Here is a 19013-nt window from a genome sequence, read left to right on the forward strand (position 1 = left end):
GTAAAAAAACAGCCCTGTTTTTGCAGGGCTGTTTTTCTTATAAATCCAATCGGTAAAGGACATAGCTCCGACGTTTTTCTTGAAGTTCGGGCGCGTAGCCTTGTGTGACCTTTCCTTGGTGAATAAGGGCACCAATGGTCAGGGATCTTCTTTTTTGAACGGCTTGGTATATGGGGAAGGATAGGGCGCTTCCCAGTCCCAAGTGTCCTGGTTTGACACCGAGGTAAAGGAGGATGTAGCGCTTGGCACGATAACGTTCTTTAAAAAATGTCAAGATGTCTAGCCAGGACATCTTTTTATATATCCGATTCCCATAGTCGGGTAGGGAGATGAGAAATCCGACCAATTCTTCCTGATAATAGGCTAGCTTGACCATGGAAAAGTCAAGAGCTGTTTTGAGGGAGGAAAAAATATGGGAAAATTCTTGACCATTGATAGCTTGATAGGTTGGAAAATCTTGGTAGAGTTGGCTGAGCAGTTGGAAAACTTGGGGAGCGTAGTGTTCCCATTCTTTTCTTTTAGGTGAAAAGATGCGGTAACCATTGTTCAAAAATTCTTTGTAGCGCTTCTCCATTTTTTTCTGTTGCTGTCCTTGTTCCACCTGATTATAGAAATTGGAGAGGTAGCAATCTGTCACAACAAAACCTGCTTCTTGCCAAAGTTTTGGATAGTAGGAGGGATTGTGAGGTTCACCTGAAAAAATGACGTCATGAAAGCCGGAAGTCTTCATACGATAACCAAGCCAAAAACTAGCATTTATGGGGCCGATGATGGCATTTTTACCTTTGTTTTTGACTTGCTGTTTCATCTGCTCAAATAGTTCAGAAATGACTGATTGATTATCGTAGGCCTCAAAATAACCCAGGTAAGCTTCGGTGATGTGCGGATAATAAATGAGGGCACAACGGGCTTTGATTTTTTTGTCCTGGTAGGCTACGTAAGCTTGAAATTGGTAATGGTGAGAAAGGACATGGCAACCAGCAATTTGTTGCCTTTCCTCTTCTAGGTTTTGCATGATTTCGGATTTTGAATAGATAAGAGAGGGCAAAGATAGAAAATCTTTTTCTTCCCTACTTCCCACCTTTACAGGTCTAATGTCTATCATGGTTTAGTCTCCTAATGATACCAGTTGTTCCATCCATCTCGATTCTTTCTCCAGTTTGGAGAAATTTGGTTACATGAGGCACATTGACGATGGAGGGGATACCTAGTTCTCTGGAAATAATGGCTGTGTGGGAGAGGAGGGAGCCTTGTTCTGCAATGACTCCCTTGGCCTGCATGAGAGCGTAAATCCAACCTGGATCAGTCATCTTAGTGACGAGGATTTTATTTTGAAGGTTGGGCAGGTCTTGGATTGACTCAACAATCAAAACCTCTCCTTCGACCACACCTTTGGAACAGCCGATTCCGCGTAATTCGTCCAAGTTTCCCTGAGGAAGATGGTTGGTTTGTCCAGGTCTTTTTTCCACAATGGTTTGGTTAAAAATCAGTCGACGAGGCAGGATAATTTCCTGATCTTCTAGCATTTTTATCTTTCTGCTTGCAATTAGCTGGCGAAATTCTTGAGTCTCCTGATGGCTGAAAATTTCTTCTTTGGTCAGGAAAAAAATGTCATCTATTTGGTCAATGATGCCTTTAGTTACCAAGTCTTGACCAATTCCTCTAAAAATTTGGCGGACCATGCCATAGATTCGCGTGCGGTTAAGACGGGAAGATTCTCGATAGGAAATACCTATTATAGCTTGCTTTTTTAGCCAGCGACCGATGAAGGAAATTCTTCTTTGTTTGGAAGGGTTTTGGTCAGTTGCGGGCTTTAACTGAGGTCTATTTTCTTGTAGCAAGTAGTTCAATAAGGTGCGGGGATGGCTACGAAATGTTTTTGTTTCCAGCTTTAATTCCTCAGGTGCTCGGTCACCGTAGAGATTGATAAAATTTGCTAAGCTTTGTGTAAGATAACTATCGGCCTCGGCTAACCTGTCCGTCAATTCAGACTCCGTCAGTTGCAAGAGTTCTCGTAGTTCCGTCTGCGTTTCGGGATGATTATTTAAGGTTTCTTGGATTTTTTCCAAGGCTAAGGCAGGCTTCATGCTCTCGATAGCTTCGATACCGGCAATGTCAGACTGAATGACTTCAGAACCAGTGATTTTTTTTAAGAGGCCGACATGTACAAAGGCGTAGAGATCGTTGATGAGAGTCAGGTCCCAGTTAGCTAAGATAGACTCATGCAAGGTTTGATAGAGTTTTCTTTGCTGCTCAATCGTATTTTCCGGCCGATAGTGGCTATGGAAGAAAGCTTCCACGGTTTGGAATTCTTGTTCCAGTTCTTTCATGGCCTTGGGAGAGCGATGAAAGGCACGAAGAATGCGCCAGGCCACAGCGATTTTGTCGAGTAGGCTTAGTTTTTGTTTAGAATCTGGGATGCTCAAGTCGGTGACTCCAAGCATATCTTGCCAAATAGGAATGATTTGCTTGGAAAATGGAAGTAGATGAAGCAGCTGGTACCAGTTTTGAATCTGATAGTAGAGGCGGCTGTTGATGGGTGACACCATATCTTGAAAAACAGGTTCGTAAGCTACCAGTATGTTGTTGTTCGAACCAACCAAACGTTTGGCCAAACTTCGAAAGATGCTGCTGTATGCCTCTTTCACGAAGCTGATAGTCAGTGGGCTGGAAAGTCCTGGATAACTCTCGACAATGTTGCTGTTGTCCAAGATGATGAGCTGGTCAGTTTTGATGGTTGTGATGGGGCGGACCTGTAGGATGTAAAGTTTCTCATGTGCGAAGGCAAACTCAATATCTAGATAAGGGCCGAATGTCTGGATGAGGGATTGGGCGCAGTCAGTTAGTTTTTTAATTTGCTGTTCTGTGACAACGGGACTATTGGGGCTATTCTGAATGTAGGTCAGTTCTGCTTGGGGATTATAAGTTATCAAAGTCGTTGGTGTTCGGTCTTCAACCACCGCATCACCAAGACCATTGCCAAGTACTATTTGGTGTTCATTGATTGCTCCTAGTGGACTGGCAGTAAAATAAATACCGGAAAGATTGCTGGCAACCATCTCTTGAACAATGACGACCATTTTGGCATCCTGAAGGGGAACTTCTTTTTCCAGAAAATAATGGAGAGCAGAAGGCGTATAGAGGGAAAGTAGACAATTCTCAATAGCCTCTAATAAGCCTTCGTGGGCGACATTGAGATAGGTCTCGAAGCGGCCGGCGAAGGAATGGACTTGTCCATCTTCTACAGTAGCCGAGGACCGTACGGCATAAAGTTTATCTGCCGGAATGGAGGTCAACAAATCTAAATGCAATTCTTTTCTTAGGGCTAACTGGGCCATTTCGCACAATTCCCTACTGAGAGACTCGAACTCTCCGTTGGAGAGTTGTTTATTTTTTTGGCGTAACCAGGTCAGACTTTCTTGGGTTTGAAACCAGTCAAAGCTCAGAATCTGGAAGTTGGGTACCAAAAAGCCAGCTTTTTTAAGTTCTAAGAGATGGTAAGCCTTGCCACCGACGGTAGAAGCCTGACCGGATGTGAGTATTTTCATGTCAGCATTCCTATGAGGAGATAGAGGGCGAGCGAAATCACCATGGTGATTTCGGTGATGTAGGTATAGCGCTCCACCTGCTCCTTGATATTAAAGTGGTTAGGGTTTTGGATGTACTGCTGGAAGCGGATGGTCATCCAAATGACATTGGCAACGAGGACAAGGACACCTAATAGAGAAATTTTCCACAGTAGGATGATGTTCGTAACGATATCCAAGAGTGTAATTACTTGTACAAATCGGGTAGCCTGTTGGTAGCCAAATAGTTTGGAGTAGGTCACATATTCGGTCTCATCTTTCGGCGCGCGAATCTTTCGGCTGATTTCCCAAATTAAGCTAGGGAAGTACATCGTAAAGGCTAAAAGAATAGTTGGCAGAGAGAGAAGAGGCAGTCCGTACTTGTAGCAGACAAAGGTGATGGTATAGATGTTTAGAATCATCATGACCGGATTGTGTGTGACTAAGGCCAAAGGTAGGGAATTTTGAATCTTATCCTTTTTGAAAAACCAAAAGGACATCAGTGTTCCATAAATATAAAGGAAAAGGAACCAGCCCTGGTTGTTCATAAAGAAAAGATTGAGAAGGACAGAGATGGAGACGATGACTGAAAGGGCTACCGCCAAATCCTTCTTGCAAACACGCCCCGATGGTAGAGCGCGCTCAGGGAAGAGGCGGCGATCGGTTTCATAGTCCTTGAAGTCGTCCGCAATACGCAAAATCATGAGGAAGATAAAGATAGTAAAGACTCCGATAAATTCTTGAAAGCCAATCTGAAAAGTTTTGACGCCTGTATTTAAAAGGAGGACAAAGTATATTTCAAAAAACATGATGGTAGCTAGACCAAAGCGTGGCAGTAGGGGGTACATTTCCCTGAAATAAATTGCTAATCGTTTAAACATAGGTTCCAATCCTTTCTCCTAATGAAACTTGTATTTCTATATCTTGCTGGCTATAGTGCCAAATATCTTGGTCCAACTCAATGCTGTCCTTGGGATAAAGGACAATAATACTGGAGCCTCCCAGACCAAAAAAACCTTTTTCTTGCCCCTTGACCAAACTGGCAAGAGGATGATTATAAATGCGACCAACGAGAAGGGCACCAATTTCCATCTGAACAACCTTGCCATGTTGACTGTTAATGAGTGTCAGGCAACGCTTGTTTTCCTTGAAAACAGGATAAATCTCCTGAGCTAGCTGACGGATAGTATGCAGTTTACCGGCAATATTTTTCTTGCATAGAATATCACCGGTTTCGCAAGCGATGTAGCGATGATAGTCTTCGATACCCAGGCGATAGAGGCAAAGAGTTCCGCCTTCGAATTCTTTAGCTAAGTTGGCATCTTGGAGTAAATCGGCCAAGGTATAGTCCTGTCCCTTGATGGTTACTGTGCGCTCTTGGTTGATAGAGAAAATCTGTAACTTGGCATCAGCCACAGCTAGGACCTGATTCATTTCAAACAGGGTACGCCTATTTTCCTTGAATTTTCGGGTGAAAAATTGAGCGAAATTGTTATATTCTTTCCTTTCAAACTGATTCAGATCAATTTGGTAGTTCTGAACGAAGTCAGATATTTTTTTCTTGGAAAAAGGACTGTAATCCCAGATAGTAATTAAACTAGAAAACAGAGGGAAAGTTATCCATGGAAGAAAGAATTTACCCCAGGAACTGTAATAGAGCTTTTGCAAAAGTCCGTCCTGATAACCAGCTTGTTCGATAACTTGTTGGGTCTTTCGATGATAGATTTTTACCATAATAGAAAACTCACTAGGATGGAAATGGTCAGGATGGCAGCCAAAACAAAGCCCATATAGGCAGCTTTATTTGGTTTAGGAATCCTTATATTCCAAACAAAGAGGAATGCCATAAGTATAGCTAAAAGTGGCAATCCTATGGAAAAGACTGTAGGATTCAACAGCTGACAGAGGACATAGAAGACAGGAAAAGCAAGGGCGCTGTATGTCACTGGAACTCCTGTAAAATAGGGGTCTCGTCCGTCTTCTGATTTGGCATTGCGGTTAAAATAAGCTAGGCGCGTGATAGCAGAAAAGCAAAAAATAAGAGTCAGAGGCCAAGACAGCCATTGGAAGTGAATGGTCTTTATGATGAGAACAGCCGGAAGGGCTGCAAAATTGATGACATCACAGAGCGAGTCCAGTTCGAGACCGAAAGCTTTTTCTGCCTCAGTCCGCTGGAAGGAATTGGCAAAGCGGCCATCAAATAAGTCACAAATGCCGCTTAAAATAAAGGCCATCATAGCTAGGTCTAGCTGACCGTGCAAGATCCATCCTATGCTTGTTAGAGATAGGAAAAGACCTAGATAAGTTATCAAATTAGATACCTTGTATTCGCCAATAATCATGTGTTTTCATTCTCCTTTTTCTCAATGGTTAAACACTGTTCGTGGGTGTTGAGTGTCACTATCATGCCAGTTTTTAATTGTTTCCTTGCTCCTTTTACGCATACCAGGGCAGGGATACCGTATTCCCTGGCAACGATGGAAGCATGACAGAGAATTCCACCTGTTTCGGTGACGAGACCTGCGATTTTGCTAAAGACAGGGGTCCAGCCAGTATCTGTATATCTGGTAACAAGGATCTCTCCGGCTTGAATATCCTGCAAATCTGCCACCTGTTCAAGGACTCGAACAGGTCCCTGCACCCAGCCACTGCTAGCATTAAGTCCATAGAGGCAGTCTGACGTCTCTCCCTTGTTAGCAACTGGAACAGCTCCTTTATCAAACAGGTCCCCAGGTATGTTGGTTCCTTGATAAATGTGGCAATAAATCCGATTGTTTCGGTTTTTTTCTTCAAGCTCTTGTGGGGTTATTTTTTCCTCGATACATTCTTTTATTTCTTCCCATTGACAGTAGAAGAGGTCTTCTCGCTCTTCTAACCATCCAACTTCCAGATAGGCATCAGCTAGTTTTAAAGTCCACTGACGAATCAGATGATAGTAGCGCGTAGAAATATCCTTCCATTCCTCCCGCCACCAGAGCAAGTTTCGCAGAAAGGCAATCTCCTTTTGTACCTTTTTCCATTTTCTATTTCCAAGTCTGGTTTGGAGTTCAACGGTCAAATTCTTTTGGGAAGCAGATGATTGGGAGGACTGTGTTAACATCTGCTGCAATTGTTGGATGATAAAGAGGGGATTTTCTGAAAAACTGGATTCCAGTAAATTTAATTCTCGCGCGGAATGGTACCCATATCGGGCTAAAAATGCTCTGATTTCCCTCATATCCTCTCTCGCTTGGGAGAGTTGTCCCAGAAGAATCTCAGGGGAAGAAGAGACCCACTCGGCTAATAAAGCAGGGTCTGACTGGATAATTGTAACAATCTGTCGCAATGCCTTCATGGGTTTGAGGTGAGAAACATTTCCAAGGTCTGCAATAAGGGCTAAAAATTCCTCTATATTTAGCCATTTAAGCAATTGGTTCTTTTTTAGAGAGAGCTGAACAGTGTTGATAAAAACCTGCCAGAAATAACTTTTCTCTGCTTGTAGATAATCTTTGGTAATGAGTTCGAGCCAGATACTTTCGATTTGTTTTGGTGACAGATTTTCTGATAATTGCTTGTCCAACTCATGGTATCGAACTAGCAGCTTCTCCATGTTGACTTTGTTATCTCGCTGCCACTGTCTGGTCGTTTTATTTAGAGACAACGCGACCTGTAATAGATGACTGACAGAACTTGGAGTCCAGCGACTTTTGAAACCTGTCCCTTGGTAATTTTTTTCAACACCAAGTTCATCATCAAATTCTTGTTCGATATAACCAGGAATCTGTTCCATGGCTTTTTTGACCATCCCCAAATTCCAGTAGGGACGAGCATAGCAAAGCTTGATGAGAGGGGCTAGTTCGTCTTTTTTGACCAAATGATGTTGGAGAAGAAATGCCTCCAGGCTACTTTGCCAACTGTAGCGGTAAAGACTCCACATCAGATGAGGGCAGGCCTGGGCAGCCACTCCTCCATCACGGTAGTTGGCTGTAGTCCAACGACCATCTTTAGCCATCATGCTAAGTCGTGTCATAGGTCTGGCCTGTAGGAAATAGATTTTTTGATCCGATAGGCAAAATTCGATATCCATAGGATGACCAGCCTGTTGGCTGATGGCTAAGGTGAGAGCGCGAATTTTTTCGAACTGCTGTTTGGATAATAACTGATTCTCTACTATTGCAATCTCTTCAAACCAGTTCCAGCAACATGAATAGGGAACTTTGTGACCACTGACCAACTGCTCGCCCAGGCCCTCTACATATTCTAGAAACCAAAGTTGATCATCTGATTGAGAAGGATGACAGGTAAAGCTAACTCCACTAAAATCCGCAGCCACCTGTTCCTGCACCAGAAGGGCAAAGGGCAGGTTATCATTAGCTAGTTTCCTATCAGAGAGATAGGCCTCTAATGTGGAATTTTCTGTAGCCTGCAAACAGGTATGGATGGCCTGTATGATGGCCTCACTTCCCCGGCAATTACCCACAGATTGGTATTGGCCAGCAAAGGAGGCATCGGTTCCGTCCTCTAAATAGGCGCTAGAGCGAACTATATAGGTCTTATTTGGATCGATTTTCTTGGAAAGAGCTGTAAGATAGTCAGGATTTTTATGAAAAACCAGTTCCTGGATATCTTGACTTGTGAGGATAAAGCCTTTGGGTACTGCAAAACCGGAGGCTATAAGGTTTATTAAGCCGTTGATTTTGCCGCCATAATTGGGATGCGGCTGGGCTTTTTCTAAAGCAACAAATTTCATTTTTTAATATCGATTCTTTCTTAATTTGAATACATAAAGGCAACGATTGATGATGAGGTGAGTTAGCCCGCCTAAAAGGATATAAGAAATATAAAGAGGCAAGGTCATGGGTGTAAAGAAAGAAAGCACAGCAACACAGCCCAGCAGCGAATCAATCTGATCTATCCAGATAAAGCACCAAGCCCAAGAATGTTGAGCCTCCTTACCGGGTGCGATAGCTAGTCGTCTTTTTAAAAAACTATTGGGCAACTCACAGGTAACATAGGTCAAACCTAACAGAGCCCCGATACCAGCATGTGCCCAAATAGTATAGTCTTTTGGATAAAAGTGAAGAGTAGGGATAGCAAGTAGGTTAAACCAAATAAACTGGAAAAAACTGGTAAAAACAATCATTCCTAGGAAACCCTTCCAAGTTTTATTGGCACCAAAGAGGGGGCGGCCATCAGCTAAAATCTTGCCCCCATCAATGGGATGATTGCACCAGCTCAGTACTGTTGATTTACAAAAGACCATATTCGTAATGCCAGCCAAAATCAGTGGCATCAAGGTCACATACATTTTTACAATTGTGAACATGAAAACTCCTAATTCTAATATATTATACCACAATGTATCTCCATCACCAGATTTTATTTTGACCATCGAAAACTCTGAAAGATTCATAATAAACTGGTCAACAAACCCAAAACATCCAAAAACGTTCGTAAAAAACGTAAAAACAATCTGTTTTTTATAAAAATAGTAAAAGTCTGATTCAAAAAAATATATAATAGAACTGAAATAAGGAAAAACATTCCGAAAATAAAGGAGCTCATATGCAAAAAATCTATACTGGAAAAACCAAGGATGTCTATGAATTGGATGACAAAACTGTCCTGCTCAAGTTTAAGGATGATGTGACAGGTAAAGACGGAGTTTTTGATCCGGGTGAGAACCAGGTTGGTCTTCAAATTGAGGGCGCAGGTCGGGCTGCCCTGGCCATGACTCAATTCTTCTATGAAAAGTTGAATGCGCTTGGTCTCAACACTCACTTTGTGTCTGCTGATTTGGACAGGAATGAGGCGGTTGTCAAAAAGGCGACGGTCTTTGGCAAGGGGGCAGAAGTCATTGTTCGTTACCGGGCAGTCGGTTCTTTCATCCGTCGCTATGGGGATTATATCGAATCTGGTACAGCCATTCCAACCTATGTGGAAGTGACCCTCAAGGATGATGTCAAGGGAGATCCTCTAATCACCAAGGATGCTCTGGCTCTTTTGGGCATCATGTCTGAAGAAAGCTATGAAGAGCTGGCTGACTTGGCCAAGAAAATCGGTGATGTGGTCAAGGACGAGTTGGCCAAGAAGGGGCTGGACCTCTACGATATCAAGTTTGAATTTGGGCTCATTGATGGAAAGGTTGCTTTAATCGACGAGATTTCTGGCGGCAATATGCGGGCCTACAAGGGGGATGAATACATCCTGCCATTGGAATTGGAAAAGATTTTATTGGGATAAACAAAAGTCGCGCAGTCATTAGGATTGCGCAACTTTTTTTGTGTTTACAAGCTAGACTCCCGGATGGTCAACTCCGTCCCTAATTTAATCATTCGAGGATGGAAGGGGCGGGTATTTTGTCTCATCTGGTCCATGAGGTCGACAGCCTGAATCCCCATTTCTTCTGTAAAAACGCTGATGCTGGACAGGCTCGGATAGACTTGCTTGGTGATGGCGGCCCCGTTAAAGGAGATGAGTTGAACTCGGCCAGGTACCGGAATCTGAGCTTCTTGAAGGGCCCGTAGGGCCCCGATGGCCATGGCATCGCTGGCCACAAAGAAGGCCTGGGGCAGCTGGTCGCCCAGCTCAGTAATGGCAGCCTTCATCAGTTCATAGCCTGATTGGCTGGTAAAGGACCCAATGTAGACAGACTTGGCTTGGTAAAGCTTGAGATCGGTCATGTACTGCTTAAAGGTCCGAAAACGAGGGTCAATGAGGGCTGTCTCATGATCAGCTGTCTCCTCCTCGCCGGCAATGAGGCCGATGTCGGAAATGCCTGCTCTAAGGAAATGATCAATGACCCGGATAACCGAGCGATTGAAGTCGGTCGTTACACAGGAAAAACCGTCATTGAGGGTATCGCTGTCTACGAAGACCAGGTTGGGCTGAATGGCAGCTAATTTTTGAATCTGGGCCTGGCTGAATTTGCCAATAGCAATGATAGCATCCACCTCATCCAAGAGAGGGTGGTCCAGGTCATTGAAGGAGCGAACCAGGCTATAACCCAACTCCATGGCGCGCTGTTCGACACTGATTCGAATGGAATAGTAGTAGAGGTCATCCAGTTCCTCCTTCTCACTGTACCACTGGACGATAGCCAGGGTTGAGTGGCTGTTGGTTGACTGGATTTTTTTCAGGTGTTTGGTGTAATCCAGCTGTTGGGCGGCCTCAAAAATAGCCTGCCTGGTTTCTGGGCTGACAGATAAACTTTTATCTCCCTTGAGGACCCTGGAAACCGTGGCCTGGGATAGGGACACGAGCTGGGCAATATCTTTTATGGTGGCCATGAGGCACCTCCTCCATCAGTTGTTCCTTTATTATAACACAATATTTAGTAAAAGTTTAGTAAAAATATTGACAAAGGGGTAAAATTTGATTAGAATAAAAGAAAAACGCTTACAAAGGAGCTTTTGAGATGAATACAGCAGAATTGATTCAAGCCTTTTCAGCCATTTTTGGTCAAGAACCAGATGCCACCTTCTTTTCACCAGGCCGTATCAACCTGATTGGGGAGCATACAGATTATAATGGTGGCCATGTTTTTCCAGCGGCCATTACACTGGGAACTTATGGGGCTGCCCGCAAGCGAGATGACCAGAAACTTCGTTTCTATTCAGGCAACTTTGAGGATTTGGGTGTCATTGAAGTGGACTTGGCAGACCTAGTTTTCAAGAAAGAGGACAGTTGGACCAATTATCCAAAGGGAGTTCTCAAATTCTTGCAGGAAGCGGGCCATGTCATCGATGCGGGGATGGATGTCTATGTCTTTGGCAATATCCCAAATGGTTCAGGCCTGTCATCATCTGCTTCTCTGGAACTCTTGATTGGTATCATCGCAGAAGAACTTTTTGCCTTGAAGTTGGATCGTCTGGATTTGGTGAAAATCGGCAAGAAAACGGAAAATGAATTTATCGGAGTCAATTCTGGTATCATGGACCAATTTGCCATCGGTATGGGGGCAGATCAAAGGGCCATCTATCTGGATACCAATACTTTAGAATACGAATTAGTGCCCCTTGATTTGGGGGATCATGTGATTGTCATCATGAACACCAACAAGCGTAGGGAATTGGCGGATTCCAAGTACAATGAGCGCCGGGCGGAATGTGAAAAAGCGGTGGAAGAATTGCAGGCTGCTTTGAACATCGAGACCTTGGGCCAATTGGATGAAGCGACCTTTGATGAGTATGCCTACCTAATCAAGGATGCCAATCGTCTCAAACGGGCCCGCCATGCTGTTTCTGAAAATCAGCGGACCTTGAAAGCCAAGGCTGCCTTGGTGGCAGGGGATTTGGAGCGTTTTGGCCGACTGGTCAATGCCTCTCATGTCTCCTTGGAACATGATTATGAAGTGACAGGACTCGAGCTGGATACCCTAGCCCATACTGCCTGGGAACAAGAAGGAGTTCTCGGTGCCCGCATGACGGGGGCAGGTTTTGGTGGCTGCGGCATTGCTATCGTAGCCAAGGACAAGGTGGAGGCCTTTACTGAGACTGTCGGCCGGATCTATACTGAAAAAATCGGCTATCCACCAAGTTTCTACCTTGCAGAAATTGCTGGCGGCAGCCGCGTCCTTTCCCGCAAATAAGATTGGAAAATTCACATGACAGAAACCTTACTTGAACGCTTTGTCAGCCAAGTCATCGCCTCTAGTTTCTACCAGGAATTGGACCGCACCTACCTCTCCAATCGGGTCATGGCTCTGGTTGGAGAAGAAGGGGTGGAGGCTGAAACAACCGCCACAAACCTCATTGATCTGAAGGATGAATTGGTCGCTCTGGCTGTGAGAAATGGCCTCTGTGGAGAACTCCTCGAGGAGCAGGACATCATAGGTGCCCAGCTCATGGACTTCATCACGCCAGCCCCTAGCCAGGTCAATGCTCGCTTTTGGCAGACCTATGCAAGAGATCCCGAGCAGGCTATTGCGGACTTTTACCAGCTCAGTCAGGCCAATGACTATGTCAAAAACAAGGCTATCGCCAAAAATGTCTACTACCAAAGTCCGACTGAGTATGGCGATTTGGAAATCACTATCAATCTGTCCAAGCCAGAAAAGGACCCCAAGGCCATCGCGGCTGCTAAGTTGGTCAAGTCTTCTGGTTATCCACTCTGCCAACTCTGCATGGAAAATGAAGGATACCAGGGCCGCATCAACCACCCAGCACGGGCCAATCATCGGGTTATTCGCTATGAGATGGAAGGACAAATCTGGGGCTTTCAGTATTCGCCCTATGCCTATTTCAACGAGCACTGTATCTTCTTTTATGGCCAGCATGAACCCATGAAAATCAGCCGCCTGACCTTTGAGCGTCTCCTCAGCATCGTGGACCTCTTTCCTGGTTACTTTGCCGGCTCCAATGCTGATTTGCCCATCGTGGGCGGCTCCATCTTGACCCATGAACATTACCAGGGCGGTCGCCATACCTTTGCCATGGAAAAAGCTCCGCTGGAGCAGGTCTTTACCATCGCAGGCTTTGAGGATGTGCAGGCTGGCATCGTCAAGTGGCCCATGTCAGTCATTCGGATTGCTGGCCCAGAAAAAGAGCGTTTGGTCGATTTAGCTGACACGATTTTGGAGAAATGGCAGGGCTATTCAGACCCAGAAGTGGGGATTTTGGCTTCCTCAAATGGCCAAGCTCACCATACCATCACACCTATTGCCCGCAAAAAAGAAGGTCTCTTTGAGCTGGATTTGGTTCTGCGTGACAATCAGACTTCGGAGGAATTTCCAGATGGCATCTACCATCCCCACCCTGATGTTCAGCACATCAAGAAGGAAAATATTGGCCTCATAGAAGTCATGGGTCTGGCTATTTTGCCGCCACGGCTCAAGGACGAGCTGAAGGTTGTCGAAGATTTTCTGCTCGGGAAAGTGGACCGAGTGGCCGACTATCATCAGGAATGGGCTGACCAGCTAAAAGCTGACAAGGAAGTCTCGCCTGAAAATGTGACCCAAGTGGTCCAAGAAGCTGTCGGTCAAGTCTTTAGCCGAGTGCTGGAAGATGCCGGTGTCTACAAACGGACTCCACAGGGGCAAACAGCCTTTATGCGCTTCGTGGATAGTTTGGGATAGGATCAGAAGACAAGGAAAAACTGGTTAATTTAACAAAATTAGCCAGTTTGTGGTATAATAGAAGAAGTAAAATTATGAGGAGGAAAATATGAAAAAAGTAATGTTATCTGGTCTTACCCTATTGTCCGTCCTTACCCTTGTGGCTTGTTCTACAGGGAATAAGGAAACTAAGACTTCTGAGAGCAAGGAGAAAACCACTCAAACAACTGTTGAGGTAACCGAAACAACAGAAGTACAAGAAATTAAGGCTTCAGGTGTCACTTACCTCACAGATGCAGAAATTGAGGGAATTCAAACAGCAGGAGACTATAAACGCTTGTTCAAATCCTTGATGGACACTTATGTGAAGGACTTCGACAGTCTCATTGCTCAGTTGCCTAAGGTGGCTCAAAATACCATTGCACCACAAAGAGATCAGATGGTCACAACCATTGAGCAACAATACAAAGCCCTTGAAGATCAATTTGCTGCTGTAGGTGCCACTGATGATACCCCAATTCCAGCGGAATCACGTGATACCCTCATTTCAACCCTGAAAAGTTCCAGAGACATGCTAAAATCAACGATGGAGAGCATTTATAAACAGGCTCAAGATTTGTTGAATCAATAAGCTCAAATTTTATCCGCCCTTGTGGCGGTTTTTTGGTGGAGAAAATCCAAGAATTTGGTCACAATAGATCCTTTTTTGGTATACTGATAGGAGTAGAAAAGAGTTGAAGAGAGAAAAATGAATCAGACAAAAAAAGGAACCATATTAACCTTGATAGCAGGCTTTTCCTGGGGGATCTCAGGCATATCAGGGGAATATTTAATGGCCAATGGAGTCCATGTCAATCTTTTAACCAGTATACGCTTGCTGATTGCGGGTATATTTCTGACGATTTTGGCCTATTATCGGGATAAGAAAACTCTGGCTGTCTTACTGTCCTCCAAGAAAAATATTTTGGGAATCATCCTCTTTACCCTCTTTGGTCTGGTACTCAATCAATATGCCTATTTGAGCGCCATACATCATACCAATGCGGGGACAGCGACCGTTCTTCAGTATGCGACGCCTGTCTTGGTTTTGCTCTATACCTGCCTGCGCAATCGGATTTGGCCAAGCCTGACGGAGGTGGTGGCCATTGTCCTGGCCATCGGTGGGGTTTTCATCATGGCGACCCATGGCAATCCAAGTGAGCTGGCCATCACCCCTGCGGGTCTCTTTTGGGGCATTCTTTCGGCATTTACCTATGCAGCCTATCTCTTGCTGCCAGTTCAGCTTATCCGAACCTATGGCAGCCTCCATGTCATCAGTCTTAGTATGCTCCTGGGTGGCATCCTTTTTCCCCTCGTTAGTCAGGCCTGGACCTACTCTTTTGATATGACAGGCGAAAACTTGCTAGCCCTCTTTGGCATCGTGGGCATTGGAACCATCTTTGCCTACACAGTCTTTTTGCATGGTGTCAGCATCGTCGGTGCCGTCAAGGGCAGTCTTTTGGCCTCTGTTGAACCCGTTGCCAGTGTTCTCCTGACCGTCCTGGTTATGGGGACCCAATTTTACCTGACCGACTTTATCGGCATGGTCCTGATTATCGCAGCCGTTCTTCTCATCTCCCTGCGGGATTTGCTGGCCAGCCAGAAGGCCCACTTGGGGGAGAAATAATATTTTTTCCTTAAGCTTTCTTTAAGGGTACCTGGCTATAATTTATTTATTCTTTTTCATATTATCTCCTGAGAGCACCTGCTTCATCCTGAAGTGGGTGTTTTCTTTGTCAGCGGTGGAAATAGTATTTTGTGGGCTTTTGTGTTAGAATAAACTGATTACAGATTTTGGAGAAAAACGTGGCCATTGAACAGTATATGCCGGATTTTGCGGTGGAAAGAGCTTATGATGTGACCCTTGCTTCTTTGCAAAAAGAGAAGATCAAGGCTGTCTTTGTGGATTTGGATAATACCCTGATTGCCTGGAACAACCCTGATGGCACACCTGAGATGCGCCAGTGGCTGCATGACTTGCGGGATGCAGGTATCCGAGTCGTGGTTGTGTCCAATAACAGCCATGACCGGGTTAAGCGGGCGGTGGAAAAGTTCGGAATCGACTACGAATCCCGCTCTATGAAGCCATTTACTCTGGGAATTAAACGGGCCTTGAAACGCTTTGGGATCCAAAAAAATGAGGTCATCATGATTGGAGACCAGCTCATGACCGACATTCGGGCAGCCCACCGGACAGGCATTCGCTCTGTCCTGGTCAAGCCCATGGTTCAGTCCGACGCCTGGGAAACCCAGTTTAACCGCTGGCGGGAACGCCGGATGCTGAAAAAAATTGAGGCCAAATACGGGCCTATTGACTACAAAAAGGAAATCTAATGGAAGAATTGTTTTGTATCGGCTGTGGGGCAGCCATCCAGACGACAGATAAAGAACAGGCAGGCTTCACGCCCTCATCTGCCCTTGAAAAAGGATTAGAGACAGGCCAGATTTATTGTCAGCGCTGCTTTAGACTGCGCCACTATAATGAAATTTCAGATGTCAATATCTCAGATGATGACTTCATCAAGCTCCTCCACGAAGTGGGGGAGAGTGATGCTCTGGTGGTCAATGTCATCGATATTTTTGACTTCAATGGCTCTGTCATTCCAGGCCTTTCCCGCTTTGTTTCTGGCAATGATGTCCTTTTGGTGGGCAATAAGAAGGATATTTTACCCAAATCCGTCAAGGACGGCAAGGTGACTCAATGGCTGACAGAAAGGGCCCATGAAGTGGGGCTGCGGCCTGTCGATGTGGTCCTGACTTCTGCCCAAAATAAGCAGGCCATCAAGGAGCTGATGGAGAAAATCGAAAGCCATCGCAAGGGCCGTGATGTCTATGTGGTCGGCGTGACCAATGTAGGCAAGTCCACCCTCATCAATGCCATTATCCAGGAAATCACGGGAGATAAGGACATCATTACGACCTCGCGCTTTCCTGGTACGACCTTAGATAAGATTGAGATTCCGCTGGATGACGGTTCCTATCTCTTTGACACACCAGGAATCATCCACCGCCACCAGATGGCTCACTACCTGACGGCTAAAAACCTCAAGTATATCAGTCCTAAGAAGGAAATCAAGCCCAAAACCTACCAGCTCAATCCTGAACAAACCCTCTTTTTAGCGGGTCTTGGCCGCTTTGATTTCATTTCAGGTGAGCGCCAAGGATTTACAGCCTTTTTTGAAAATACCTTGGACCTGCACCGCACCAAGTTGGCTGGAGCCGATGACTTTTACCAGAAACACGCAGGCACGCTCTTGGTGCCGCCAACCAGTCAGGAGCTGGCTGATTTTCCAAAACTGGTCCGCCATGAATTTTCCATCAAGGAAAAGACCGATATTGTCTTCTCTGGCCTGGGATGGATTCGTGTCAATGAAAAGGCCAAAATCGCTGCCTGGGCACCCAAGGGAGTGGATGTGGTCATCCGCAAGGCCATTATTTAAGACGGACATTATTACTCTTTCGCTAGACAAGATTTTCTACAAATAATTTTTATATACGCAAGAAAGGAAGTTCAGGTCAGGAAAATCCTGATTTGAACAGGGGCTTGGGACGGTGTGAACTAGACAGACCAGCAGAATTCTCTGTTGCTTTCCTGTTTCCACCCTGTCCTTGACGCCCTCGGTATCATTAACTATGCTAACATCAAAACAACGGGCTTTTCTCAATAGTCAGGCCCATTCACTGAAGCCTATTATTCAGATTGGGAAAAATGGTCTCAATGACCAAATCAAAACCTCTGTTCGTCAAGCTCTGGATGCGCGTGAGCTCATCAAGGTGACCCTTCTGCAAAACACGGATGAGAATATCCACGAAGTCGCAGAAATCCTGGAGGAAGAAATCGGGGTCGATACGGTTCAAAAAATCGGCCGCATCCTCATTCTCTACAAGGTTTCCAGCAAAAAAGAAAACCGCAAGCTCTCTGCAAAGGTGAGGGAGATATAAAAGAACGGTCCTGAAATCAGGGCCGTTCTTCTTATCTATTCAGCAATAAGGGGTAGAGGTAGCAAAGGAAGGTGAAGCTGATTAGGGCATAGAGAAGCCCGATTCGAATGGCTTGGATAGGTTTGTAGAGACGAATCAGGGTCAGCATGCACCAGATGAGTAAGACCAAAACAAACCAAGCTGACAGCAAGCGCAGCGGCGTTGGTCCATAAAGAAAAATATAGATACCAAAGAGTTTCCAGCCAGCTAGAAGAGCGAGAAGGCTGGCAAAGATAAAGAGGAGAGTGGTCATCAGGCGGGTGCCTTTTTGGTCCCAAAGTGGCTTTTTGGCGATGAGGTAAAAGGCTGCGAGAACCGCAAAGTTGAGCAGAGAAACCCGCACTAACTGCCAAAACCCTGCAACAGCAACACTAGAGGCAGCATAAGCAGCGATGTTGCCTGAACCCAGAAGCTGATTGAGTTCGGATAGTCCGGTCAGGAAGAAGAGGGCGTAGATGGCACACAGGCTGCCCAGAACGATATAGGCTGTATAGGTTGGTGAGACCTGAAGGGGGCGTATGGATTTCTGAAATTTTTTGTAGGTCAGAAACTTGTCTTTTTTTCCTAACAAACTGCCTGAAATGAGGCCATAGAGATACAGACTGACTGGGAGAGCGAACAAGGTTTTGGGCAGAAGAAGAGGGTCTTGGATGCTGGAAAAAATCTGACTGAAGAAGAGCTGAATCTGAGTTCCAATACCGCTCGTCAGCGAGAAGAAATTCTCTGAAACCTGACTCAGTTGGGTCCAGACAAAGAATACCAACATTCCTGCGACCAATATGGACAGAGAGATGGTTCCAAGATGTTTGATGTTTGAGGGAATCTTCTTATCACTGGTTTTATGGGCGGTAGAAGAACTTTTTTGCAGAAAAACCAGAACTCCTGTCAGGAAATTCTGAAAGGGCAGGATAAGAAAGGCTTGAATGCTGTCGAACCAAACCATGATACCTAAGCGGCCTTGAGTTAGCCTGCCTGTGCGGGCTAGAACATAGAAGACAAAGCTGGCATGAAGGACGACAAATTGAAAAAATTCCATCTGAGGATGAAAGCCCCAAATACTCAGTGCTAGACTTTGTAAGAGGGTCATGGTGAGAAAGAGTCTTGTTTCGATCAGATTTCCGCCCGGCCCCTTCATCTGAAAAAAGGGATGGGCTAATTTATTGGCCAAATATTCGACGAAGAGAATCAGCCCTATGGCCATAGGAAACAGGTAGACAGTCTGAAATTCTAGCAGTGAGCTGGCATAAAAATAGGATAAAAGATAAAGGAAGAGCGCTCCCCATTGAAACGATTTTAAGACCCCATCATCCAAAGATGAAAAGATACTTTCTTTCAAAATAGGAATGTCTTCTTCTACTGTTGAAGTGAGATGTTCCTGTGTCATGATTTCCATC

17 protein-coding genes are annotated in these 19013 nt (G+C 45.1%); 8 read left to right on the forward strand and 9 right to left on the reverse strand.

Annotated features, from left to right (window positions below; all coding sequences use genetic code 11):
- Nucleotides 1–37: 37 nt before the first annotated feature.
- From ACEYCN_RS02150 to ACEYCN_RS02180, 7 genes are read right to left on the reverse strand one after another with little or no spacing between them, the layout of a single operon-like run.
- The gene (locus ACEYCN_RS02150) at nt 38–1105 is read right to left on the reverse strand and encodes a hypothetical protein (RefSeq protein ID WP_373712659.1); all 1068 of its coding nucleotides are present in this window, start codon (nt 1103–1105) and stop codon (nt 38–40) included.
- Nucleotides 1092–3548, reverse strand: a complete 2457-nt coding sequence (locus tag ACEYCN_RS02155) for a phosphoenolpyruvate synthase (protein ID WP_373712660.1) — start codon at nt 3546–3548, stop codon at nt 1092–1094. Before ACEYCN_RS02155 ends, ACEYCN_RS02150 begins: the two co-directional genes overlap by 14 nt.
- The gene (locus tag ACEYCN_RS02160) at nt 3545–4447 is read right to left on the reverse strand and encodes a prenyltransferase (protein ID WP_373712661.1); all 903 of its coding nucleotides are present in this window, start codon (nt 4445–4447) and stop codon (nt 3545–3547) included. Before ACEYCN_RS02160 ends, ACEYCN_RS02155 begins: the two co-directional genes overlap by 4 nt.
- On the reverse strand, nt 4440–5300 hold the full coding sequence (locus tag ACEYCN_RS02165; RefSeq protein WP_373712662.1) for a phosphatidylserine decarboxylase: 861 nt from the start codon (nt 5298–5300) through the stop codon (nt 4440–4442). The genes ACEYCN_RS02160 and ACEYCN_RS02165 overlap by 8 nt, the downstream gene beginning before the upstream one ends.
- On the reverse strand, nt 5294–5908 hold the full coding sequence (locus tag ACEYCN_RS02170) for a phosphatidylcholine/phosphatidylserine synthase (RefSeq protein WP_373712663.1): 615 nt from the start codon (nt 5906–5908) through the stop codon (nt 5294–5296). Before ACEYCN_RS02170 ends, ACEYCN_RS02165 begins: the two co-directional genes overlap by 7 nt.
- Nucleotides 5905–8295 (reverse strand): PEP/pyruvate-binding domain-containing protein, encoded by a 2391-nt coding sequence (locus ACEYCN_RS02175; RefSeq protein WP_373712664.1) that lies wholly within the window; start codon nt 8293–8295, stop codon nt 5905–5907. The genes ACEYCN_RS02170 and ACEYCN_RS02175 overlap by 4 nt, the downstream gene beginning before the upstream one ends.
- A gap of 3 nt (nt 8296–8298) precedes the next feature.
- Nucleotides 8299–8871: a CDP-archaeol synthase gene (locus tag ACEYCN_RS02180; RefSeq protein ID WP_373712665.1), complete on the reverse strand. Its 573-nt coding sequence runs from the start codon at nt 8869–8871 to the stop codon at nt 8299–8301.
- A 239-nt stretch (nt 8872–9110) separates the two neighbouring features.
- Between ACEYCN_RS02180 and ACEYCN_RS02185 the strand changes: the two genes are divergently transcribed.
- Nucleotides 9111–9788 carry a phosphoribosylaminoimidazolesuccinocarboxamide synthase gene (locus ACEYCN_RS02185; RefSeq protein WP_373712666.1) on the forward strand — a complete coding sequence of 226 codons (678 nt, stop codon included), beginning with the start codon at nt 9111–9113 and terminating at the stop codon, nt 9786–9788.
- A 44-nt stretch (nt 9789–9832) separates the two neighbouring features.
- On the opposite strand, the gene ACEYCN_RS02190 is transcribed toward ACEYCN_RS02185, so the two are convergent.
- Complete coding sequence (locus ACEYCN_RS02190) at nt 9833–10834, reverse strand: LacI family DNA-binding transcriptional regulator (RefSeq protein ID WP_373712667.1); 1002 nt, start codon at nt 10832–10834, stop codon at nt 9833–9835.
- Between the two features lie 128 nt (nt 10835–10962).
- Here ACEYCN_RS02190 and ACEYCN_RS02195 point away from each other — a divergent pair, with 128 nt between their 5' ends.
- The 7 genes from ACEYCN_RS02195 (at nt 10963) to yhbY (ending at nt 17580) form a co-directional block, all read left to right on the forward strand.
- Nucleotides 10963–12135: a galactokinase gene (locus ACEYCN_RS02195; RefSeq protein WP_373712668.1), complete on the forward strand. Its 1173-nt coding sequence runs from the start codon at nt 10963–10965 to the stop codon at nt 12133–12135.
- A gap of 15 nt (nt 12136–12150) precedes the next feature.
- Entirely contained in the window at nt 12151–13620 is a 1470-nt protein-coding gene (gene galT / locus ACEYCN_RS02200) for a UDP-glucose--hexose-1-phosphate uridylyltransferase (protein WP_373712669.1), read from the forward strand.
- 88 nt (nt 13621–13708) lie between these two features.
- Nucleotides 13709–14230 (forward strand): hypothetical protein, encoded by a 522-nt coding sequence (locus ACEYCN_RS02205; RefSeq protein ID WP_373712670.1) that lies wholly within the window; start codon nt 13709–13711, stop codon nt 14228–14230.
- A 117-nt stretch (nt 14231–14347) separates the two neighbouring features.
- A complete protein-coding gene (locus tag ACEYCN_RS02210) occupies nt 14348–15265 on the forward strand; it encodes a DMT family transporter (RefSeq protein WP_373712671.1) in 918 nt (305 codons plus the stop codon).
- A gap of 179 nt (nt 15266–15444) precedes the next feature.
- Nucleotides 15445–15972 (forward strand): YqeG family HAD IIIA-type phosphatase, encoded by a 528-nt coding sequence (locus ACEYCN_RS02215; RefSeq protein ID WP_373712672.1) that lies wholly within the window; start codon nt 15445–15447, stop codon nt 15970–15972.
- Nucleotides 15972–17078: a ribosome biogenesis GTPase YqeH gene (yqeH, locus tag ACEYCN_RS02220; RefSeq protein WP_373712673.1), complete on the forward strand. Its 1107-nt coding sequence runs from the start codon at nt 15972–15974 to the stop codon at nt 17076–17078. Before ACEYCN_RS02215 ends, yqeH begins: the two co-directional genes overlap by 1 nt.
- 193 nt (nt 17079–17271) lie before the next feature.
- Nucleotides 17272–17580: a ribosome assembly RNA-binding protein YhbY gene (gene yhbY, locus ACEYCN_RS02225; protein ID WP_373712674.1), complete on the forward strand. Its 309-nt coding sequence runs from the start codon at nt 17272–17274 to the stop codon at nt 17578–17580.
- 31 nt (nt 17581–17611) lie between these two features.
- On the opposite strand, the gene ACEYCN_RS02230 is transcribed toward yhbY, so the two are convergent.
- Complete coding sequence (locus tag ACEYCN_RS02230) at nt 17612–19012, reverse strand: DUF4153 domain-containing protein (RefSeq protein WP_373712675.1); 1401 nt, start codon at nt 19010–19012, stop codon at nt 17612–17614.
- Nucleotide 19013 lies beyond the last annotated feature (1 nt).

Source organism: Streptococcus sp. (assembly GCF_041802885.1).
GTDB lineage: Bacteria > Bacillota > Bacilli > Lactobacillales > Streptococcaceae > Streptococcus.